A 22,186-nucleotide genomic window follows, 5' to 3' on the forward strand; every position below is an offset into this window, starting at 1 on the left:
CCTTTGAGTCGCTTTTCCTGCAATAAAAGAATTAAATTCGTTTGGATTCTCCACGCAGCAGACTCATGAATTCCTGTCGGGTGTTGAGGTCATTGAACACGCCGCTGAAGTCGCTTGTCGTCGTTATGGAGTTTTGTTTCTCTACACCTCGCATCTGCATGCACATGTGTTTGGCCTCAATCACGACCATTACGCCCTGCGGTTTCAAAGTAGACTGGATGCAGTCTTTGATTTGTTGAGTCAGACGTTCCTGCACTTGGAGACGGTGACTGAATATATCTACCACGCGGGCAATCTTGCTTAAGCCCGTGATGTAACCGTCGGGAATGTAAGCCACGTGGCATTTGCCGTAGAAAGGCAGCATGTGGTGTTCGCAAAGAGAGAACACATCAATGTCTTTTACAATGACCATTTGATTGTAATCTTCCTTGAACAGTGCATCAGTCAGCACTTTGTGAGGGTCTTGAGTGTAGCCACGGGTCAGTATCTGCATGGCTTTTGCCACGCGCATCGGGGTCTTTTCCAACCCTTCCCGACTGACATCTTCACCCAAAAGCGTGAGAACGCTCCTATAATGTGTGGCGAGATCATCAAGACCTTCGCGGAATTCAGTTTCAGGATTCATATATATTGTATTGTCTTTTCCTTTGTGTAATCACTGCATTTGCAGTGCATCGCGCAACTTAATATTGCACGGTAATCTTTCCTTTGACGATACAGGCCTGGTGATAGCCGAGGGCTTTCACCTTGCGGAGCATTTCGCTGGCCTCTTCAAAGCTTCGATAGTTGCCCACACGACATATCCAATGGGGCGAATAGAAATGCACATAGACAGGTTGTCCTGGGTATTTCATCTTGATAGCTGTGCTTGCTTGTTCAGCTTTCTGGCGGTCGAGACGTGAGTTCCCGCCTGAAAAAGCCTGTACACGATAGCCAACAATCTTGTGACTTCCACGCATTACTTTCTTTCGCATGTCGACAGTTGGAATGTTGATTTCATTCTCATCCTGCGGCTTGTTGACAGGTTCTGTCTTCTTTTGCGTTGTATTTTCGTGCCGTTCGATAGGCTTTTCAACGGACTCCGTCTTGCTTTCTGCATGCTTGGCAGAGTCACCGGTGATGACATGTTGAGGCTTTTTAGTCTCTTTTTGAGCTGCTTCAGTCTTATTGGTTGTTGCGTTATTCTTTATAATCTCTTTCTTGGAGTTGTTCGTAACCTGCGGCTTTGTCTGTTTGCTGCCATTGACGAGTTCGTCGATTTCCTTGCTTTGCGTGACAGTTACAGTGCCTTTTCCGGGTTCGTTCTTTTTCAGATGATCAAGGAAAGTCTGTGCATGAGTTGGAATAACCATGCAAATCATGACACCTAAGAGCCAAGCGAACTTTTTCATTTCCTATTGGATTAATTAAAATATTGGAAAGAAAGGAACCGAAGTCCGGCCTCGTTCCCTGACTTTCCAATGTTAGTTTCGTTTCATTACTTCTTCCAAGCGTCGATGATTCCCTTGAAATCAGCAGCTTTCAAAGAAGCACCGCCGATCAAGCCGCCGTCGATATTCGGTTTGGAGAACAGCTCGGGAGCATTTGAAGCCTTGCAGCTTCCACCGTAAAGGATAGAGGTTTCTTCTGCAACTTCCTTGCCATACTTCTCTGCTACGATAGAACGGATGTAGCAAAGCATCTCTTCTGCCTGGTCAGAAGTAGCGGTCTTGCCGGTACCAATGGCCCAGATGGGTTCGTAAGCCAATACGATGTTCTTCCACTCTTCAGCAGTAAGATTGAACACACTGCCGTCAAGTTCGGCCTTAACAACAGCGTTCTGGCGGTTTGACTCGCGCTCTTCGAGGGTCTCACCACAGCAGAAAATCACCTTCAAGCCGTGCTTCAAAGCCAACTGTACCTTTTCTTTCAGGATCTCTGCAGTTTCACCATAGTACTGACGACGCTCTGAATGACCGAGGATTACGTACTGTGCACCGGTGCTTTTTACCATTTCTGCAGACACTTCTCCAGTGAAAGCACCCTTCTCTTTGTCTGCACAGTTCTCTGCACCAAGGCCAACCAAGTCGGCATTCAGCACCTGGGCAACACTTGCCAAGTGGATGAATGGGGTGCAGATTACTACGTCACAGTTAGGCTTTTCAGCTGTCATTGCCTCGTTGATCTCCTTTGCGAGAGCAATACCTTCTTGCAGGTTGAGGTTCATTTTCCAGTTACCTGCTACGATTTTCTTTCTCATTTTACTTTTCTTTTTATTAAAGAGTTGATATAATCTTTGTTTATCTTTCTTTTCTTTCAGCCTCACCCACTTGCTCCATGCCCACAGACGGTCGGCTAAAGTGAGTAGGGTCAGTGGCAATATGAACCACAGAATAATCTCTAATATCTTGCCAGGAACGCTGTCTTGCGGCATCTTCCCCAACGCAGATTGCGTGATGGGCAGCGATAGTTTGGCCCCGTTGGGCAGTTGATTATGGCTCCATTTGTTGATAATCGTGCCGTCTTTAAGCAACAACAGACCGGGATTACTGCGCACTATTGTCTTCAATGTAGTTTCGTCTGTGATGCAGAATGGATACTCTGCTCCCGTGATGTCTCTCCATCGTTGAATGGCTTTCGCAGTGCTTGCCGTCAGACAATAGAATGGAATATTATAGGTCTGGGCGTACTCATAGAGTTGATCAATGTCGCCGAAATTGCTGTCATCGGCCCTTTCTAAATACGGAGCAATCAGCAGAAACGTATATCCTTTGTGACGAAGCACACTGTCTGTGAGGTCTTTTCCTGTTTTCCTGTCTGCAACAGAGAAGTCATGAATGGGCGGAATGTAGCCTTCTTTGACTTGCACTGTCTTGCTGTCAATGAACTTCCAGGTGGAATCTGGATAGTCATTAAGTGTGAATTCCTTACGCTGTCCGCCTTTCTCCATGATGAAAGTGGTTTCAAACAGTGGTTGTTCTGCATCTTTTGGTATCTCCATTCCATGTGGAATATTCGTGCCGATGCGGTAAGGACGAAAGTCAAACAGTGGCAGATAGTAGAGGCTCAGACCGCTGCTGACAAAGATAAACACAATCGTATAGTTGATGACTATCCACTGGTTGCTTTCTGAAATGAAGCGGAACATCGCCAAAGGTCTTCGCATGATGACGATTGAACAGCCCAGAAGGATGATGTTCTTCACGAGTGTTTCTGTGTTTGTTAAATGCAAAGCATCCCCAAAACAGCCACAGTCTTTCACCGGATTTGCCACGACCAACCACACGGTTATCAGCGTCATGATGCTCATGAAGACTACTATCAACTTGGAAATGAGCCTCCGTTGGATGGCAAAAAGCAGGAAAATGCCCATACAGAACTCAACAGCTGCAAGCAAAACTGCCATAATCAACAGCATCCAATCGGGTAGAAAGCCCGGTATTCCAATTGCTCCGAGGTAGTCTTGTAACTTATATTGCAGTCCAATAGGGTCTATAGCCTTCACGAAACCCGAGAAGATGAACGTCAGTGCCACGATGATGCGGCAGAGATTTACTGTCATTTTCAGTAGTCGTTGGCTCACTGTTGTGTTGCTTTTTATTCCTTTTCAGTCAGTTTGATGACTCCGAATACAGCATAGTTGATGATGTCCATATAGTTTGCATCAATGCCTTCGGATACCAAAGTCTGGCCATTAATGTCTTCAATTTCCTTTATCCGTACCAACTTCGTGAGGATAAAATCCGTGTAACTACTTACACGCATGGCTCTCCAAACCTCGTCGTAATCGTGGTTTTTCTTCAACATCAGCTCCAAAGCTGCCTTGGCATATTTGTCATAAAGACTCAAGGCTTCCTCTGTGGTCATATCAACGGCATCGACAAACCCATGTTCAAGCTGGATAAGTCCAATGATTCCGTAGTTGATTAACCCGATAAATTCGGGACGAATGCCTTCGCCTACGAGTGATTTCTTCTTGATTTCAAGTGACCGGATACGCTTTGCCTTGATGAGAAGTTGGTCAGTTAAGGACTCAGGACGCAGCAAACGCCACGATGCCCCATAGTCATGTAGCTTCTTGTTGAAAAGCTCACGACATTCTTTCATGACGTTCTTAAACTGTTCCTCTGTGTTAGAATGTTTCATAAGTTCAAAAACTTTGCAATTGCAAAGTTACTTATTTATAATGAAACAGCCAAATTTTTGGTTGCTGCTTTGGTTCTTATGGATGTTGCTGGCGATAGCGGATCATCTTTACCACACCACACATGGCTTCGTATCTTGCCTTGAGAGAGTCGCATTTTACATGTAGCATGTTGCGCTCAAACAAAGGGCGTTTGCCCTCAAGTGCATGAAGAGTGACCTGCAAAGAAGAGTCTGTTTTCGCTATATCTGCCTGTGCCATCTTCAGTGAAGCGTCCTGCCATATCTTCAAAGCAGCCTTTCGTGACTCTACAGCTTCAGGGTAATCCTTGCGCAAGGCCATGATAGAATCGAGCGTTTGAGTGTAGTTTCCCGCTTCATACAGCGCCTCTATCTGCGCCATGAGCGGTGCAGCTTTCTCGTCTTGTGTCTCTGCACAGCCGCAAAGAGAGGCACTGACAGCAAGTAACCAAAAATAATTCTTCATGGTTGCAAAATTATAAAAAACTATGTGAAACGGCATATTCTGCACTAATTTTTAGTAACTTTGTACGCAATTTATAGCAAGTTAAGAGAAATTAAGCAACAATGAGAAATCTAACTGACGCTGATTTGGCGCGTCTACTCAATAAAGATATCTTCCACCTGATTTCAGAAGCGGCCGACAAACTGGCACTTGAGTGCTATGTTGTGGGCGGATATGTGCGTGATTTGTTCCTTGAACGCCCGTCAAACGATATAGATGTCGTCGTCGTTGGCAGTGGAATACAGGTTGCAAGCGAACTGAAGAACCGCTTGGGCAGGCGTGCTCATCTCTCAGTGTTCCGTAATTTCGGCACAGCACAGGTGAAATATGGTGGCATGGAGATTGAATTCGTGGGGGCACGAAAGGAGAGTTACAGCCACGATTCGCGCAAACCGCATGTTGAAGACGGTACACTTGAAGACGATCAGAACCGCCGTGACTTCACCATCAATGCCTTGGCAGTATGCCTGAACAAGGAGCGTTTCGGCCAACTTGTTGATCCTTTCGATGGCGTTTACGACATGGAAGACGGTATTATCCGTACACCGCTCGACCCAGATATAACATTTTCCGATGATCCTCTGCGCATGATGCGTTGTATTCGCTTTGCAACACAGTTGAATTTCTTTATCGAAGACGAGACGTTTGAAGCCTTGCAGCGTAATGCCGAGCGTATAAAAATCATCAGTGGAGAGCGTATTGACGACGAACTTAACAAGATAATGCTGACCCAAACGCCAAGCAAAGGCTTCATAGATCTTTACCGTTGTGGGCTGCTTCAGCTGATTATCCCCGAGTTGGTGGCGCTTGATGTGGTTGAAACCCGCAATGGTCGTGCCCACAAGAATAACTTTTATCATACTTTAGAGGTGCTTGATAACCTCTGCAAAGCGCAAACTAACAATGGCAAGTTAGGCGAAATGGCCCTCTGGTTGCGCTGGTCGGCACTGTTTCATGACATAGGAAAGCCTCGTTGTAAGCGTTGGGACAACGTTGTCGGCTGGTCTTTCCACAACCATAACTACGTGGGTGCAAAGATGATACCGGGCATATTCCGTCGCATGAAGCTGCCTATGGACAGCAAGATGAAGTATGTTCAGAAGATGGTCGACCTGCACATGCGTCCTATTGTCATTGCCGATGAAGAAGTAACCGACAGTGCTGTGCGCCGTTTAATGAATGATGCGGGCGATGATATTGACGATTTAATGATGCTCTGTGAAGCTGATATCACGAGCAAGAACCAAGTGCGAAAACAGCGTTTCTTAGATAACTTCCGCATTGTTCGCGAGAAAATAGCCGACTTGAAGGTGCGCGATTACAAGCGACTCCTGCAACCTTGCATCGACGGTAACGAGATTATGGAGATGTTCCACCTTGGCCCTTGCCGTGAAGTAGGCCAATTAAAGCAGACTTTGAAAGACGCAGTGCTCGACAACAAGGTTGAAAATGAGCGCGAACCCCTCATGCAATTGTTGATGAAGAAAGCTAAAAGCATGGGATTGGTAGAGTAGAAAAGAGAAGTGTCTAAGCGTGATATAGCAGATTGTCTGTTAATCTGTTCTCTTAAAGAAAAGCCTTTTAAATGTGAGCACTACGCAGACAATGAAGCAAATAAGTGCGAAAGGTAGACTGCATAAAGCGGCTTTCCAAAAAGAGAAATGATAAAAATAAAGGAATAAACTTGTGGGTATATAGATGCAAAGAAAGCCTGCACAGACACAATACATGAAGGGAACGGGTTCCCGAACGAGCATGATTTTATGGCTACAATGGTTACATCTTGTCGGGTAGTTTGTGCCTCGATAGATATACAAGAAGCAGCGTTTTAGGGAGATTTCTTTGTGACAATATGGGCATTCTCTGTTTCTCATTCTCTGTTTCTCTGTGAATATAGGCAACGAATAGGTGTTCTCAAGTTGAGAGGTCTATGTTTTGTTTCGCACTTCTTTGACGTTTTTATTTTTTAAAATCTTCATCCGCAAGCATCATTGTTATTATTCTTTTATTCATTAATTTGTTTGGTTTTAGATGTTTAACTCTATGTTACAAATATACAGATTGTAAGGAGAATAATAATCATCAATGTGGCTAAGAGATGTTAAATCCCTGAAAAACTTCATTCTTTGTCGTCTATCAGTTTTGTTTTTATAGATTTATTGCAGGCATTGTTGTTGCAAAATTAGAATAAATCTTTGGCTATTATGGTTTTGTCTCCTATACAAAACGGCACCTTTTAGTTTGCCGTTCCATTTTATCCCGCTACATATTTTCTCTTCGTTTTGTAAACTTTGTTGACCAAAAAACATGTAGTTTCATTTCTGCAAAATAGAAATTGAAAATCAAGAAAAAGGTTCTTTCTCATCATTTTCTGATGAGTTGCTTTTCAATTTCAGTTGTCTTACGTTGCATTTTGACTCATGTTGCATGGTAATTAGCGTCAGATAGCATTGCCGAATGACTGATATTGCATGCTGAAGTGACTGATTTTATACGTTGATTTCATTCATTTTGCATGCTTTTATCATGTTTTTTTGTGTTGAATTTTGTTGCAGATTGCCTAATTGTTTGATAGATAAGAAGTTGTAAAACAGGCTCAAAACTCGCGTATTTCGAGTCTAAGTCTTTTTCATTTCAAATACGCGAGTTTTACAACGATAATTATAAATATTCTTTACTGCATTCTTTTTGCATTCCTACTTGTTTTTTCACAGTGTTTAAATGCTTGTTCAAAGAAGACTGTCTATATGTTCCTTTTCATTTTGTCTTTAGCCTATTTCCCAACAAGATTAAGCAGAAAGATATTCAATCATTTGCAAATATCGCTTTAATTTCCTATATTTGCCTTGTGATAAACAATAAAACTGAAACGTTATGCCAGAGATAAGCCGATTTTATGGAATTGTAATTTATATGTATATAGCAGATCATAATCCGCCACATTTCCATATTTGGTATGATGATTATAAAGCAACAATGACCATAACTGACGGAATAGTCACAGGCTCTTTACCTCGCAGAGCTATTAAAATGGTATATGAATGGCTTGATTTGCATAAGGAAGAGTTAATGGAAAACTGGGAACGGCTTTCTAATCGTGAGTCAGCTAACAAGATAGAACCCTTAAAATAAACGATGATGAAACAGAAAGATAGTGCTCAGATATTAACGGTTACAGCAGCGGTGTATGTAAATGATAACACGCTTCGTATCACTTTCAGCAATGGAGAGGAACGGTTGCTCGACTTCACTCCGTTGATGCAGGAAGGTATTTGCCGAAAATTGCAGGATAAGGACTATTTCAAATCGTTTACATTAGACCCGTTTACGATTGATTGGAACAACGAAGTAGGTTTTGCACCCGAGTTTCTTTATGCACAAAGTGTGCGCTTATAGAGTATATTATAGTAGTTTTGTCCTTTTATTTTGTTTCATTGTATTCTGCTTCATTGTTGAGATTGCAGAATTTGGTGATTGATTTCTTTGAGGAGATTCAAAGGTGTGGGGTTAGCAATGACTATTATAAATACAATCTCTTGCTGTTTTCTTGCATTCCTACTCATTTGTAGGTAGCTTGCATTTCATGTGGTTTAGGTATTGTTATGATTGTAGAAAAGGCATATTTTTGTAAAGTCTTAACAGATTAATTCATATCTAAAACCACAATTAAAGATGAAAAAGAATTTTTTATTAAGTGTCGTGTTGCTGTGCATGGCAGGTCTTATGGCTATGGCAGGAAGTCCTGTCGGTAAGGCTAAAATGGTGAAGAAGCCAACTCAAAGGCAGGCGAAAGTGGAGGGAACTTATGTTGCGTTTTTCTCTGATAACGGTGCAAATGCGTCGAAATGGGACTCGCTCTGGCTTGCTGAAGCAGCGAAGTATGTGGGCAAGGAAAAGGCTTCCGAGGCTGTGGCTAAGATGAAAAATAAGTGCAACGGCACCTGTATCGGGAGTGAAGCTGTAAGGAAATTCGGAGCTTTTGCCAATGACAATAAGGATTACAGTGGCACTTTTCAGTTTGATTGTCGCTTCAAACACGGTGTAGATCAATTGACTTTCAAAGGCAGAAGGATTACAGGGGTCGATGCAAGTGGCTCACGTGTGTTCTCGCATACCTATTCTTTGGTTGGGAAAGACAAGGCCTTCGGTGCCGAATTCTATAAGAGTGATGATGGCAATCGGGACGAATTCACTTACTTTATGTTGCTTCCCGACACGCCGGCTGACACTTATCACATCGAACTTCGATACGGTTCGAACATCGAAGCATTGAAAAATATGCGCATGGGTAAGTATGCTTACTGGATGATAGGGGCTGTACGTGCGGGCAATGATGCCGATTGTGCAGCTGCAATCAAGCTGTATGTGGAAGAAAATCTGCGTGCAGAGAAACATTAAGGCAGGTTTATGTTATCCGTTTGCTGAGTGTAGTCAGCCGGAAAGAAAAGGCTTGGACGTCTGTTGAATGACAGCCCTTTGTACGCATGTAACATGCATATGAAGGGCTGTCTTTGCTTTTCCAGCTTTTGTTTTAGGGGTGTCTTATGTGCTTCTTGCTGTAATCTTTGTTAAAAAGTAAAGTCAATTCATGACACTTTCTGATTTTAATTTGTAACTTTGCAGTACCAAAACTCTTTTGTTGTTTTGGGTTTTCTTATGATGATTTGATGCAACATGAAATCCGATAGCGAGCATCAGTTGCAGAAAGAAAATAGGAATAGGATAAGTTCTAAATATATAAATAGGTATGAAAATTATTAAGTTTTTGTTTGTTGCGGCAGTAACCGCTTCGCTTACTGCTTGTGGCGGTGGCGGCTCAATGCCTAAATTCGGCAACAACGAGTTCCCTGTTGAGACGGTTGGTGCCAACAGCGCATCGCTTCAGTCCACATATCCGGCAACGATAAAAGGCATTCAAGATGTTGAGGTTCGCCCTAAAGTGTCGGGCTTCATCACGAGAGTTTATGTGCATGAAGGACAGGTTGTGAAAGCCGGTCAGCCGCTTTTTTCAATTGATAGTGAAACTTATCAGGCTGCAGTTCGCCAGGCACAGGCCAGTGTCAACACGGCCCGTGCACAGCTGAATACGGCTCGTTTGACTTATGAAAACAACAAGAAGCTGTTTGATAAGAAGGTAATCGGACAATATGAACTGTCTACTGCGCAGAACACTTATGCCACAGCACAGGCTTCTTTGGCGCAGGCCATGGCTGCATTGGCCTCTGCAAAGGAGACTTTAAGCTGGTGTATGGTGAAGAGTCCTGCCGCTGGTGTGATTGGCAGTTTGCCTTATAAAGCGGGCGCATTAGTCAGTGCTTCGTCGGTTGATCCGTTGACTACGGTTTCTGATGTCAGTACGGTTGAGGTGTTCTTCTCCATGTCGGAGAATGATATTCTGGGGCTGACGAAGACCGCAGGAAGCGTTACTGCTGCTCTGAAAGACCTTCCGGCGGTGAAGTTGCAGCTTGTTGATGGTTCGCTATACAACCATCCCGGAAAGGTCGTTAAGATGAGTGGAGTGATTAACTCCTCTACAGGTGCCTATTCACTCATTGCTCATTTTGCCAATCCTGAACGCCTGTTGAAGAGCGGGGGAGCCGGACAGATCATCATTCCACGCACAGACAATCATGCGATTGTTATTCCCCAAGAGGCTACAGTGTCTGTTCAAGACAAGCTGTTTGTGTATAAAGTGGGTAAAAATAATAAGGTGTATTACACTGAAATCAAGGTGAACCCACAGAATGACGGCAACACTTATATCGTGACAAGCGGTCTTTCGGTAGGCGACCGCATTGTTGTTAAAGGCTTGACGAAGCTTTCCGATAAGATGGAAATCAAGCCGGTGACGCTTGCTGCCTATCAAAAGAGCATTGATGATGCCGCTAAACTCGGTGCCAAGCAAGGCTCGGCAAGTGGCTTTGTTGATGTGATGAAAGGAAAATAAGATAAGAATGTTTTCGATAAACCAAATGAGTAAGGTCAAGTTTTCTTGAACTTTATCATGGCAAGAAAGCGCACTTATGGTGAAATGAAATAAGAACGTATGACATTTACAAACTTTATTAAGCGCCCGGTACTGTCGACGGTGATTTCAATCTTCTTCGTCTTGCTGGGTGCAATCGGTCTGGTTTCACTGCCTATTGAGCAGTATCCAGACATCGCACCGCCTACAATATCGGTCATGACCTCGTATACGGGAGCCGATGCACAGACAGTTTTGAACTCCGTTATTACGCCTTTGGAAGAGAGTATCAATGGTGTAGAGAACATGACCTATATGTCTTCGACCGCAACTAACTCGGGAATGGCGATGATAACGGTATATTTCAAGCAGGGATCGAATGCAGATATGGCGGCCGTCAACGTGCAGAACCGTGTCCAGCAGGCTCAGGCTTTGCTGCCGGCTGAGGTTACTCGTGCCGGTGTGACAGTCTCTAAGCGTCAGTCTTCCAATGTAATCATGTATTCATTGACCACAGAAGACGGTCGTTATGACGGTCAGTTCCTGACAAACTACAATAACATCAACATCGTTCCACAGTTGAAACGTATCAAAGGTGTAGGTGATGTGCAGACGCCGGGAACGGAGACTTATTCCATGAGAATATGGCTTCAACCCGACAAGATGAAGCAGTATGGCTTGGTTCCTTCTGATATAACCGGTGTATTGGCAGAGCAGAACATCGAAGCTGCGCCTGGTTCTTTGGGCGAAAGTGGGTCTGTTGCCTATGAATATGCACTGAGATATAAAGGTCGCCTGAAGTCGGTTCCGGAGTTTGAAAACATCATGTTGAAAAGCTCAATGACGGGAGAGACCCTGCGATTGAAGGATGTTGCCAAGGTGGAATTAGGCGCATTGATGTATAATGTGAAGCTCATCAACAACGGACAGCCTGCAGTTATGGGTATGGTTAACCAGATTGCAGGGTCTAATGCCACGGATATTGCCAAGGCTGTAAAGGCTGCTTTGAAAGAAGCCAGCAAGAGTTTCCCTCCCGGAATGGAATATACGATAGAGCAGGATACAACAGAATTCCTCTTTGCTTCCATAGAAGAAGTAGTTATAACGCTGTTCATTACGTTAGCATTGGTATTCTTTGTGGTCTATATTTTCCTGCAGGATATACGCTCAACGCTTATTCCTTTGATTGCCGTTCCTGTGGCATTGATAGGTACTTTCTTCTTCCTTTGGGTCTTTGGCTTCTCAATCAACCTGCTCGTTCTGTCCGCTTTGCTGCTTGCCATCGCCATTGTTGTGGACGATGCCATAGTAGTTGTTGAGGCCGTTCATGCCAAGTTAGACCAAGGTTACAAGAGTGCTTTGACGGCATCTATTGATGCAATGAACGAAATTTCAGGCGCTATCATCTCCATTACGCTTGTAATGGCGGCAGTGTTCGTGCCTGTTTCCTTCCTCGGAGGCACCTCGGGAACGTTCTATAGAGAGTTCGGTGTGACGATGGCACTGTCAATTGTCATCTCCGCTCTTAACGCTTTGACACTTTCTCCGGCTCTTTGTGCGATACTGTTGAAGCCACATGACGAGGAAAAAGACGAGACAAACAAGAACTTTGTGAGTCGTTTCCACAGTAATTTCAACCGTATCTTCGATAAGACTACTAATAAATATAAGAAAGGTGTCACCCGTATTATCAACCATAAGGTGTGGGCTGGCATTGCCGTTGCTGTTGGAATAGCAGCTTTGGTGATTACAATGAAGTTCACAAAGACGGGACTTGTGCCTGATGAAGATACCGGAACGCTGTTCGTGATGATATCAGCCAATCCGGGAACGAGCCAGGAACGGACTCACGAAATCGTTGAGGAAGTAGACAAGATGCTGGCAAGTAATCCTGCCATTCAGCGTCGCGAAGGCATTGCCGGCTATAACTTCATTGCCGGACAAGGTTCGGATCAGGCTACGTTCATCATCAAGTTGAAGCCTTTCGAAGAGCGTTCAGGCGGCTTCTTCACACGTATCAAGAATGCAATCTCGCAGGGAGACCCGATGGCTTTGCTTGTAAATCCGTTGGAATCGAACTCTGTTTTAGGCATGATCTATAAGCAGACGGCTTCTATCAAGGATGCCCAGATCTTGGCATTCGGCCCTCCAATGGTGCCGGGTTTCTCTGTTCAGAATGGTATTACGATGACACTTCAGGACAAAACCGGTGGAGATTTGAACAAGTTCTTCAACGTTGCGCAGGACTTCCTCAAGGAGTTGAACAAGCGACCAGAGGTGAAGCAGGCCATGACAACATATAATCCTAACTATCCACAGTACATGGTTGACGTCGATGTTGCCAAGACAAAGCAGGCCGGTATCTCTCCAACTGTGGTGCTTTCTACGCTGCAAGGCTACCTCGGGGGTATGTATGCATCCAATTTCAACGCTTATGGTAAGCTCTATCGTGTGATGATTCAGGCTGCACCAAACGACCGTTTACGTCCTGAACAGCTGTCGAATATCTACGTTCGCACGGCAAGTGGTCAGATGTCTCCGGTCTCGGAGTTCTGTACTTTGAAGCGTGTTTACGGCCCATCCAATATTGCCCGCTTCAATTTGTATACCGCAATAAACGTCAGTGTGACGCCAAACACGGGCTATTCTTCAGGTCAAGCCATGCAAGCTATAGCCGAAGTGTCGAAGAATACGATGCCTCAGGGCTATGGATATGAGTATTCCGGACTGACAAGATCAGAGGCGGAGAGCAGCAATGCAACGGCTATTGTGCTCGTTCTCTGTGTGATTTTTGTCTATTTAATCCTCAGTGCACAGTACGAGAGCTATGTTCTTCCGTTGTCGGTAATCCTTTCCATTCCGTTCGGATTGGCCGGAGCATTCCTCTTTACGATGCTCTTCGGACACTCGAATGACATCTATATGCAGATATCGCTCATCATGTTGATCGGTCTGTTGGCTAAGAATGCCATCTTGATTGTACAGTTTGCGCTCGAAAGACGACACACTGGTATGGCTATCAAGTATAGTGCTATCCTCGGTGCAGCTGCTCGTCTGCGTCCAATTCTGATGACTTCACTCGCTATGGTCATAGGTCTTCTGCCGTTGATGTTTGCAAGTGGTGTTGGCAAGAACGGCAACCAGACCCTTGGTGCGGCTGCCGTGGGCGGTATGTTGATTGGTACTTTGTGTCAGCTTTTCATTGTTCCGGCTCTCTTTGTGGCTTTCCAATGGTTGCAAGAGAAGATATCTCCGTTGAAGTTTGAAGAGGAACTGAACGAGGAGGTGACCTCCGAACTTGAGCAATATGCCCACAAGAATGGTGTCGTAACCCTTAACAACAATAAGAATTAAGATGATGAAGAATATAAATAAGACGATATTTCTCATGGCAATTGCAGCCGTCATGCTGACGGGATGCAAGAGTCTTTATGGCAAATATGAACGTCCGGAGGTCAACACGAGCGGTGTGTTCCGCGATGTTGTCTCCGACAAAGACACACTTGTCGCCACAGATACGGCTACATTTGCCAACATCCCATGGCGCAGTGTGTTTACCGATACACAGCTGCAGAGGCTTATTGAGCAGGGATTGGCCCACAACCCAAACCTTCTCAATGCTGCATTGAACGTGCAAATGGCCGAGGCTCAGCTCAAGGCGGCTAAGCTTTCATTTCTTCCTTCGTTTGCTTTTACGCCACAAGGCACTATCTCTTCATGGGATGGAAACAAGGCAAACAAGGTTTACAGCTTGCCGGTTACAGCCAGTTGGAACGTAGATCTCTTTGGAACGCTGCTCTCTTCGAAGCGTGCCGCACAGGTAGCTTTGCTGCAAAGTAAGGATTATCAGGTGTCTGTTCAGACCAAGTTGATTGCCAACATCGCCAATATGTACTACACACTCCTTATGCTTGACAAGCAAATGGAATTGGTAACAGACATGGAAAAGCTGACGAAAGACACCTGGGATATCATGGTCTTGCAGAAAGATGCCATAGTAGGTGTGCGCTCTACTGCCGTTCAAAGAGCCGAAGCCAACTACTATTCAGTGCTCACCCAAAAGGTAGATATCAAGCGACAGATACGTGAAACCGAGAACGCTCTTTCGCTTTTAATCGGTCAGCAGGCACAAAGCATCAGCCGAGGTAAGCTTGAAGACCAGATGCTGCCGGTCAATTTCTCTACCGGAGTGGGGCTGCAATTACTGCAAAATCGTGCTGATGTCCATGCAGCTGAAATGGCATTGGCGCAGTGTTTCTATAATGTGGAGACCGCACGCAGCCGTTTCTATCCTGTGCTTAACATCAATGCGAGCGGTGCTTTCACCAATAGTGGGGGCATGGGGATAGTTAATCCCGGCAAGTGGTTACTCACTGCAGTCGGTTCCTTGACGCAACCTATCTTCCAGAATGGTAAACTTGTGGCCGGACTTAAAGTGGCGAAAGCTCAATACGAGCAGGCTTTCAACACCTGGCAGAACGCTGTTCTCACTGCAGGAAGCGAGGTCAGCAACGCTCTGGTGCAATATAACAGCGCCGAAGAGAAGTCGAAAGTTGAGGCCAAGCAGATTGAAGTGCTCAAGAAGAACGTTGACGACACGAAGGAATTAATGGCAAGTGCAGGCAGCACCTATCTTGAAGTGATCACCGCACAGAGCAGTCTTCTCAATGCAGAACTCTCCAAAGTGGCCGACGATTTCAGCAAGATGCAGGCCGTAGTCAACCTCTATAGTGCATTAGGAGGAGGGAGTAGATGATGTGAAATGAGAAATATGGGGTGTGGAATGATGCTGATGAGGAGTGTGGAATGAGGAATGTGGAATGATATGTCACGCTACATTCCACATTAAAACAATTCCATATCCAACACTCCTCACTTCACATTAAAACACAATTCCACATTTCTCACTCCTCATTCCACATGAAAATAACTTCACATTCAACATTACTCATTCAACATTTACAACTATGTCAAGTGATATAAGTCCAAGAGCAGAGGTGTCACCGAAAGCTAAAATCGGCGACAACTGCAAGATATTTCCGTTCGTGTATATTGAAGACGACGTAGTGATCGGCGACAACTGTGTGCTTTTTCCATTCACGAGTGTCCTCAACGGCACGAAGATGGGCAGCAACAACAAGGTGCATCAGTGTGCAGTCTTGGGTGCATTGCCGCAGGATTTCAATTTCTGCGGCGAACAAAGTGAGCTCATCATCGGCGACAATAACATCATTCGTGAGAACGTAGTCATTAACCGTGCCACGCATGAAGGCTGCAAAACCGTCATCGGTAACGGCAACTTCCTCATGGAAGGCGTTCATATTTCGCATGATACTGTCGTGGGGAATCACTGCGTTTTCGGTTATGGCACGAAGATAGCAGGCGATTGTTGCATCGGCGATAATGTCATTTTCAGTTCCAGTGTCATAGAGAATGCAAAGACGCGTGTCGGCAGTTTGGCCATGATTCAGGCTGGAACGACATTCTCAAAAGACGTGCCACCGTATACCATTGTTGGTGGAAAACCGGCCTCATATACCGGGCCTAACAACGTGATGATGGGCAGTAACGGCATTGATGAAAAGGTTCAGAAGCATGTTGCAAACGCCTATCGACTCGTGTTCCACGGTCAGACGAGTCTCTTTGATGCCGTGCATCAGATTAAAGATCAGGTGCCTGACAGTGCTGAAATCCGTAGTATTTTGGAATTCCTCAATGCTACTGAATTGGGCATCATAGGTAAAATGTAGGCATACCTATACATTTTACACTACGTGCAGAGGAGGTTTCCGAGAGGTAACCTCCTCTTTTCGGTTAGCTCTCTCACCCGAAACTGCAACAGGATAAAACACGGATGAAAATAGTAAAAAACTGTAACAAAAAAGATTGTTCTGTGGAAATGCAGATTGTTCTGTTTTTCCTTAACTTCAGAAATGACGTGTTTTCAGCTTGCAATCTCGGTCTGATTGTCGTGTCATCTGCCTCAAATCACCTTGTATTTTGACGCAGATTGTATCGCGATTTGACGCAAATGAGAAGTCAGAATGGGGCTTGTTGTGGGCTGTCTCCGTGTTTATCGGGCTTTCATGAAAATCAAGACACGAAAAAAGGAGAGCCGTAACAGACCCTCCGCTGATGCAAAGATAATGAATTTTTGAGGCAAATGCAAATCGGTTTTGAATTATATTGACAATTAATGAGCCAGGGGAGGCTTCCCTCTTTCTCCTTAATAGGATGCCGTGCAAGGTATTCCTTCCGCGATAACACGGTCGCGAATGGCATCAAGTTCCTCGTGGGTAGCCTTCAAGAGCGCATGATCCGGGGTCTCACGGTCAATGGTATAAATCATCACTTCTTGCGGTCTGATGCTCTTGACAGCCTGCAACCATGGGTCGACAAACTGCTCCTGCGTGTTGTCTACATCGATTCCGTCTTCGGTTTTGCCTTTCATAAACATGGATTGAATAATGACATGCCCCTTAAAAAGCTTCAAGCCTTCAATGATTTTGTGGATATCATACGAGGATTGCAATGGGCGATCCACCGTCCGGATATAGTCCATGTCGACCGTGTCCACTTTCAGTATGTTGTTGTCTACCTTCATCAACGCCTCACGGACACTGTCGTTAAAAATGAAAGTGCTGTTGCTGAGCACGCTGATTTTGGCCTTGGGACAGTATTGGTTGCGCAGTTTGATGGTGTCTTCGATGATTGCCTTGAAATCAGGATGACCTGTAGGTTCGCCGTTCCCCGCAAAAGTCAGTACGTCGGGAAACTCCTCATGTGCGTGCATTTCGCGCAGTTTGGTCTCTAACTGCGTGGCCACTTCCTCGCGTGTAGGTCGCTTTTGAGTAGGCACATGCTGCTTGTTGAAGCCGCATTCGCAATAGATGCAGTCGAAAGTACACACCTTACCGTCGGCCGGCATAAGGTTGATGCCTAATGAAATCCCCAATCTGCGACTGTGAACAGGGCCGAAAATGGGAGAGGGATAAATGATTGTGCTCATATTTGTGACAAAGATAGCGAAATATATCAGGATTACAGGTGTTGCTACTAAATTAGAATGATTTAATAGTTAATGGAGGTTAAACTATTGTATGACGGCGAATTAAGCATTATCTTTGCAAGATATTTGGTGTATTATACGCTGTTGTGGAATGAGAAAGAAACGTAAAGCTGCTCGCAATCGTCATGGATTGCAGGTTGTTACTTTGTGTATCAGCACGGCTATGGTGTTGATTTTGTTGGGAATTGTCGTCTTTTCTGTGCTTACAGCCAGGAATATGTCAACCTATGTAAAGGAGAATCTTGTTGTGACGATGATGCTTCAGGATGATATGACCAATCCCGAAGCACAGCAACTTTGCAGTCGTTTGCATCAGTATTCCTATATCAACAAAGTGGATTTCATCAGTAAGGAGCAGGCTTTGAAGGAGCAGACACAGGCTTTGGGAACAGATCCTTCGGAGTTTATCGGCATCAATCCGTTTCAGGCTTCCATAGAGATTAAGCTCAAAGGTGACTATGCCAACAACGATTCTTTGAAATGGATTACCAAGGAATTGAAGCGTTATCCTAAGGTGGGTAATATCACCTATCAGAAAGGTTTGATGGAAAGTGTCAACACGTTCTTGCAGAAAATCAGTTTTGTTCTGTTGATATTGGCGGGCTTGCTGACGTTTGTGTCGTTCTCACTCATCAGCAACACCGTGCGCTTGAGTATCTATGCACGTCGTTTCTCCATTCATACGATGAAGTTGGTCGGTGCCTCATGGGGGTTCATTCGCCGTCCGTTTGTGTGGCGGTCAGTGGCAGTCGGCATCGTTGCAGCTTTGTTGGCAGTGATCGTTTTGGGCTGTTTTGTCTATGCACTCTACACGTATGAACCCGAAATCTTGACGGTGGTTACCCCCGAAGTGATGGTGATAACGGCCTTGGCTGTGTTCCTTTTTGGCATCATCATCACGGCAATCTGTGCGAGTCTTTCAGTCAACAAGTTCCTGAAGATGAAAGCCGGCGAACTGTATAAAATTTGATTTCAATGCTTGTGATGGGTTATTTGTGCGTGTGGCAAGGCTCAAAGCAGGAAAACATATAACAGAAAACAATTTATGGACAAAAAGAATTTAGCATTCGATAAGGTCAACTTCATCCTGTTGGCCATAGGAATGGCAGTTGTTATTTTGGGCTTTATCCTCATGAGTGGGAGTGGTTCTACAGAGCAAGCCTTTAATCCGGAGGTGTTCAGTACGATGAGAATAAAGGTTGCTCCGGTAGTTTGTTTCGTCGGTTTTGTGTCGATTATCTACGCAATCATCCGTAAACCAAAAGACATCAACACCGAGGAAGACTAATGGATTTCATTCAAACGCTCATCATTGCGATTGTTGAAGGACTGACAGAGTTCCTTCCTGTGTCGTCAACAGGACACATGATTATCACGCAGAACCTGCTCGGTGTGCCACAGGGTGACCCTTTTGTTCATGCGTTTACATTCATTATTCAGTTTGGAGCCATTCTTTCGGTGGTGTGCCTTTATTGGAAACGTTTCTTCCAGATGCGCACCAAAGAAGAGTTCTTCAGTAAGATGAAGTTCTATGGACTGCTGATAGTAGGCGTCATACCTGCGGTTATCGTAGGTTTGTTGGCCAAGAAGAGTGGTCTGCTTGATAGATTGCTCGACAGTGTTGAAGTTGTTGCGGTAACCTTAGTGCTGGGAGGTGTGTTCATGTTGTTCTGTGATCGCCTCTTCAATAAGGGCACTGAAGAGAATAAGGTGGATTGGAAACGCGCATTGAAGATAGGTTGTTTCCAGTGTCTTTCGGTCATTCCGGGCATGAGTCGCAGTATGTCGACGATTGTAGGTGGTATGCAACAGAAGCTGACTCGCCGGCGGGCAGCCGAGTTTTCATTCTTTCTTGCAGTGCCTACTATGGCGGGTGCCACGTTGCTTGACCTGTTGGATATGTTCAAAGAAGGTACAGATTGGGCCACAACGCATAATATAGAGATGCTCGTCTTAGGCTGTGTGGTAGCCTTTATCGTAGCAATCTTCGCCATGAAATGGTTTGTAAGCTTCCTCACGAGATATGGTTTCAAGGCCTTTGGATGGTATCGTATCATCATCGGTACAGTGATTTTGCTACTTTTGGCCACGGGTCATTCACTCGTAATGGTTGACTAAATGGATTTCAAGGCAGGAGAGATTTTTGCGATAGACAAGCCTTATCGCATTTCAAGTTTCGGCGCATTGGCTCACGTGCGCTATGTGCTTTCACGCACATTGGGCTATAAAGTGAAGATTGGTCATGCCGGAACACTCGACCCTTTGGCTACGGGGGTGCTCATTCTCTGTACGGGAAAGGCCACCAAACGCATTGAAGAATTCCAGGGACAGACGAAGGAATACACAGCAACACTGCAGTTGGGAGCCACTACAGTAAGCTATGATATGGAGCATGAAGTCAATGCAACCTTTCCTACAGCACATATTACGCGGGCTTTGATAGATGAAAAATTGCAGCAGTTCATTGGAGATATAGCGCAGGTTCCCCCTACTTTCAGTGCTGTAAAGGTGAATGGTGACCGCGCTTATGAATTGCGTCGTGCCGGCGAAGAGGTGAAATTGAGTCCCAAGCAGATACATATCGACGAAATTGAAGTGACTGATTTCGATGCAGGAAAGATGCTGTTGAGCATTCGTGTGGTGTGTGGCAAGGGTACATATATCCGTGCTTTAGCCCGTGATTTAGGTCGAGCACTTGACAGCGGAGCCTATCTGACCGCACTTCGACGTACCCGTGTGGGAGAATTCACGATTGAAAAATGTCTCGATTACGAGCATATCAGAGAATGGATAGAATAAAGTTAAAACATTAGTAAAATAATATATGAAGTTATCACAGTTCAAATTTAATCTGGCTGAGGAGCAAGTTGCACTCTATCCTCATAGTTTCACCCGAGTGTTTGAAAATGAAGATGGAACTAAGGACAGTTTCCAGGTAACGCGTCGTGACGAATGTCGACTGATGGTTTTGCACAAACGGTCTGGACAGATAGAGATGTTCAAGAAGGATTCTAAAGGTAATCCCATTGAAGGAGAGTATCTCGACTTCCGCAATATCCTTGATTATTTCGGCGAAGGTGATACTTTTATTTTCAATGATACAAAGGTTTTCCCTGCACGTCTCTATGGAACGAAAGAAAAAACGGATGCAAAAATCGAAGTGTTTCTGCTTAGAGAACTGAACCCGGAGATGCGTTTGTGGGACGTTCTCGTTGAACCTGCGCGTAAAATACGCATTGGTAACAAGCTGTTCTTTGATGAAACAGGTACGATGGTGGCTGAAGTTATCGACAATACCACCAGTCGTGGCCGTACACTTCGCTTTCTCTATGATTGTGATCACGAGGAATTCAAGCGCGAACTCTTCGCTTTGGGAGAGGCTCCCCTGCCTCGTTATATCATTGACAATCGCGAAGAACCGCATGCAACTCCTGAAGATCTGGAAGACTTCCAGACGGTGTTTGCAAAGAATGAAGGTGCTGTGACGGCTCCTGCAACAGGCTTACATTTCAGTCGTGAACTGATGAAACGCATGGAAATCCGTGGCATTCATGATGCTTATATCACACTACATTGTGGATTGGGAAACTTCAATTCAATTGAAGTGGAAGACCTCACAAAGCATAAAATGGACTCAGAACAGATGATTGTTTCGGCTGAAGCATGTCAGCGTGTGAACCAGACGAAGCGCGAAAGGCATCATGTTTTAGCAGTTGGTGTAAGCGTTGTGAAGGCTACAGAGACTGCCGTCGGCACTGATGGCATGCTGAAAGAATATGACGGTTGGACCAACAAGTTTATCTTCCCGCCTTATGACTTCGACTTGGCAGACTCAATGGTGGCTAATTTCTATCATCCTTATTCTACGCTTCTGATGACAACAGCGGCCTTTGGTGGCTATGAGGCAGTGATGGAATGTTATAATTTGGCAGCTGAAAATGGCTATATGTTTGGCTGTTACGGTGATGCCTTGTTGATCGTTGATGATTGATAAAGGGCTGAAAGTGGCTTTGCATACGGTTTATTTGAGTTTAGGATCGAATATCGGAAACCGAAAGCGTAACATGCGCGATGCTGTCCGATATCTTGAGGCAAATGTCGGTACGGTGCTTAGACAGTCTGATTTGCTCGAAACTGAACCTTGGGGATTTGATTCTCCAAATCTTTTTATCAATATGTGTGTGTGCATTGAGACGCCTTTATTGCCTCAACAGTTGCTTGAGGTAACACAGGCGATAGAGCGGAAAATGGGGAGAACGGAGAAATCTGTAGGTGAACAGTATGCCGATCGTATCATAGACATTGATATTCTGCTCTATGATAGCCTGCAAATTGATGAGCCTGACCTGCAAATTCCTCATCCTTTTATGCATGAACGCGATTTTGTAATGATCCCATTACGGCAGATATTGAAATAATACTATAAGAAAACGAGACCTTTTTTAGGTCTCGTTTTCTTATAGCCAGATTTTTATATTCATTTCATTTGATGAGATAAAATAGG

The 22,186-nt window shown here is 44.7% G+C and carries 19 protein-coding genes and 2 pseudogenes; 14 read left to right on the forward strand and 7 right to left on the reverse strand.

All coding sequences use genetic code 11. From position 1 onward, the window contains the following. Window positions 1-31: 31 nt before the first annotated feature. The 5 genes from folE to EL210_RS11615 form a co-directional block, all read right to left on the reverse strand. Window positions 32-625 carry a GTP cyclohydrolase I FolE gene (gene folE / locus EL210_RS11595; RefSeq protein ID WP_004377019.1) on the reverse strand — a complete coding sequence of 198 codons (594 nt, stop codon included), beginning with the start codon at window positions 623-625 and terminating at the stop codon, window positions 32-34. 58 nt (window positions 626-683) lie between these two features. Next, the gene (locus EL210_RS11600; protein ID WP_018920459.1) at window positions 684-1,391 is read right to left on the reverse strand and encodes an SPOR domain-containing protein; all 708 of its coding nucleotides are present in this window, start codon (window positions 1,389-1,391) and stop codon (window positions 684-686) included. An 86-nt stretch (window positions 1,392-1,477) separates the two neighbouring features. After that, window positions 1,478-3,541, reverse strand: a complete 2,064-nt coding sequence (locus EL210_RS11605; protein ID WP_018920460.1) for a BT_3928 family protein — start codon at window positions 3,539-3,541, stop codon at window positions 1,478-1,480. Window positions 3,542-3,576: 35 nt separating this feature from the next. Further along, the gene (locus EL210_RS11610) at window positions 3,577-4,125 is read right to left on the reverse strand and encodes a DUF1599 domain-containing protein (protein ID WP_004377016.1); all 549 of its coding nucleotides are present in this window, start codon (window positions 4,123-4,125) and stop codon (window positions 3,577-3,579) included. Between the two features lie 76 nt (window positions 4,126-4,201). Then, window positions 4,202-4,609 (reverse strand): hypothetical protein, encoded by a 408-nt coding sequence (locus tag EL210_RS11615; protein WP_018920461.1) that lies wholly within the window; start codon window positions 4,607-4,609, stop codon window positions 4,202-4,204. A 101-nt stretch (window positions 4,610-4,710) separates the two neighbouring features. On the opposite strand from EL210_RS11615, the gene EL210_RS11620 reads away from it, so the two are divergent. From EL210_RS11620 to EL210_RS11645, 6 genes and pseudogenes are all read left to right on the forward strand, one after another. Further along, entirely contained in the window at window positions 4,711-6,162 is a 1,452-nt protein-coding gene (locus tag EL210_RS11620) for a CCA tRNA nucleotidyltransferase (protein WP_018920462.1), read from the forward strand. 1,360 nt (window positions 6,163-7,522) lie between these two features. Next, window positions 7,523-7,780: a DUF4160 domain-containing protein gene (locus EL210_RS11625; RefSeq protein WP_004377013.1), complete on the forward strand. Its 258-nt coding sequence runs from the start codon at window positions 7,523-7,525 to the stop codon at window positions 7,778-7,780. Between the two features lie 3 nt (window positions 7,781-7,783). Next, window positions 7,784-8,044, forward strand: a complete 261-nt coding sequence (locus tag EL210_RS11630) for a DUF2442 domain-containing protein (RefSeq protein ID WP_018920464.1) — start codon at window positions 7,784-7,786, stop codon at window positions 8,042-8,044. A 276-nt stretch (window positions 8,045-8,320) separates the two neighbouring features. After that, window positions 8,321-9,046, forward strand: coding sequence for a hypothetical protein (locus EL210_RS11635; protein ID WP_025879688.1), 726 nt, complete (start codon window positions 8,321-8,323; stop codon window positions 9,044-9,046). Window positions 9,047-9,395: 349 nt separating this feature from the next. Beyond that, window positions 9,396-10,595, forward strand: a complete 1,200-nt coding sequence (locus EL210_RS11640) for an efflux RND transporter periplasmic adaptor subunit (protein WP_018920466.1) — start codon at window positions 9,396-9,398, stop codon at window positions 10,593-10,595. A 99-nt stretch (window positions 10,596-10,694) separates the two neighbouring features. Then, a pseudogene (locus EL210_RS11645) lies at window positions 10,695-13,826 on the forward strand (efflux RND transporter permease subunit); the annotation flags it as partial. On the opposite strand, the pseudogene EL210_RS14075 reads toward EL210_RS11645, so the two are convergent. After that, a pseudogene (locus EL210_RS14075) lies at window positions 13,761-14,021 on the reverse strand (PH domain-containing protein); the annotation flags it as partial. The pseudogenes EL210_RS11645 and EL210_RS14075 sit on opposite strands and share 66 nt — an antisense overlap. On the opposite strand from EL210_RS14075, the gene EL210_RS11650 reads away from it, so the two are divergent. Beyond that, the gene (locus EL210_RS11650) at window positions 13,969-15,369 is read left to right on the forward strand and encodes a TolC family protein (RefSeq protein WP_018920468.1); all 1,401 of its coding nucleotides are present in this window, start codon (window positions 13,969-13,971) and stop codon (window positions 15,367-15,369) included. The pseudogene EL210_RS14075 and the gene EL210_RS11650 overlap by 53 nt on opposite strands. Before the next feature lie 211 nt (window positions 15,370-15,580). Next, entirely contained in the window at window positions 15,581-16,363 is a 783-nt protein-coding gene (gene lpxA, locus EL210_RS11655; RefSeq protein WP_018920469.1) for an acyl-ACP--UDP-N-acetylglucosamine O-acyltransferase, read from the forward strand. 476 nt (window positions 16,364-16,839) lie between these two features. Here lpxA and EL210_RS11660 read toward each other — a convergent pair whose 3' ends face one another. Continuing rightward, on the reverse strand, window positions 16,840-17,622 hold the full coding sequence (locus EL210_RS11660; RefSeq protein WP_018920470.1) for a radical SAM protein: 783 nt from the start codon (window positions 17,620-17,622) through the stop codon (window positions 16,840-16,842). 151 nt (window positions 17,623-17,773) lie between these two features. Between EL210_RS11660 and EL210_RS11665 the strand changes: the two genes are divergently transcribed. The 6 genes from EL210_RS11665 (at window position 17,774) to folK (ending at window position 22,100) form a co-directional block, all read left to right on the forward strand. Beyond that, window positions 17,774-18,652, forward strand: coding sequence for a cell division protein FtsX (locus tag EL210_RS11665; protein WP_018920471.1), 879 nt, complete (start codon window positions 17,774-17,776; stop codon window positions 18,650-18,652). Between the two features lie 75 nt (window positions 18,653-18,727). Next, window positions 18,728-18,970, forward strand: a complete 243-nt coding sequence (locus EL210_RS11670; RefSeq protein ID WP_004371659.1) for a DUF3098 domain-containing protein — start codon at window positions 18,728-18,730, stop codon at window positions 18,968-18,970. Then, the gene (locus tag EL210_RS11675) at window positions 18,970-19,800 is read left to right on the forward strand and encodes an undecaprenyl-diphosphate phosphatase (protein ID WP_018920472.1); all 831 of its coding nucleotides are present in this window, start codon (window positions 18,970-18,972) and stop codon (window positions 19,798-19,800) included. Before EL210_RS11670 ends, EL210_RS11675 begins: the two co-directional genes overlap by 1 nt. After that, window positions 19,801-20,481 (forward strand): tRNA pseudouridine(55) synthase TruB, encoded by a 681-nt coding sequence (gene truB / locus EL210_RS11680; protein WP_018920473.1) that lies wholly within the window; start codon window positions 19,801-19,803, stop codon window positions 20,479-20,481. A 25-nt stretch (window positions 20,482-20,506) separates the two neighbouring features. Continuing rightward, window positions 20,507-21,673: a tRNA preQ1(34) S-adenosylmethionine ribosyltransferase-isomerase QueA gene (gene queA / locus EL210_RS11685; protein ID WP_004371662.1), complete on the forward strand. Its 1,167-nt coding sequence runs from the start codon at window positions 20,507-20,509 to the stop codon at window positions 21,671-21,673. Then, complete coding sequence (folK, locus tag EL210_RS11690) at window positions 21,666-22,100, forward strand: 2-amino-4-hydroxy-6-hydroxymethyldihydropteridine diphosphokinase (RefSeq protein ID WP_018920474.1); 435 nt, start codon at window positions 21,666-21,668, stop codon at window positions 22,098-22,100. Before queA ends, folK begins: the two co-directional genes overlap by 8 nt. Window positions 22,101-22,186 lie beyond the last annotated feature (86 nt).

It is taken from the genome of Segatella oris, from assembly GCF_900637655.1.
Lineage (GTDB): Bacteria > Bacteroidota > Bacteroidia > Bacteroidales > Bacteroidaceae > Prevotella > Prevotella oris.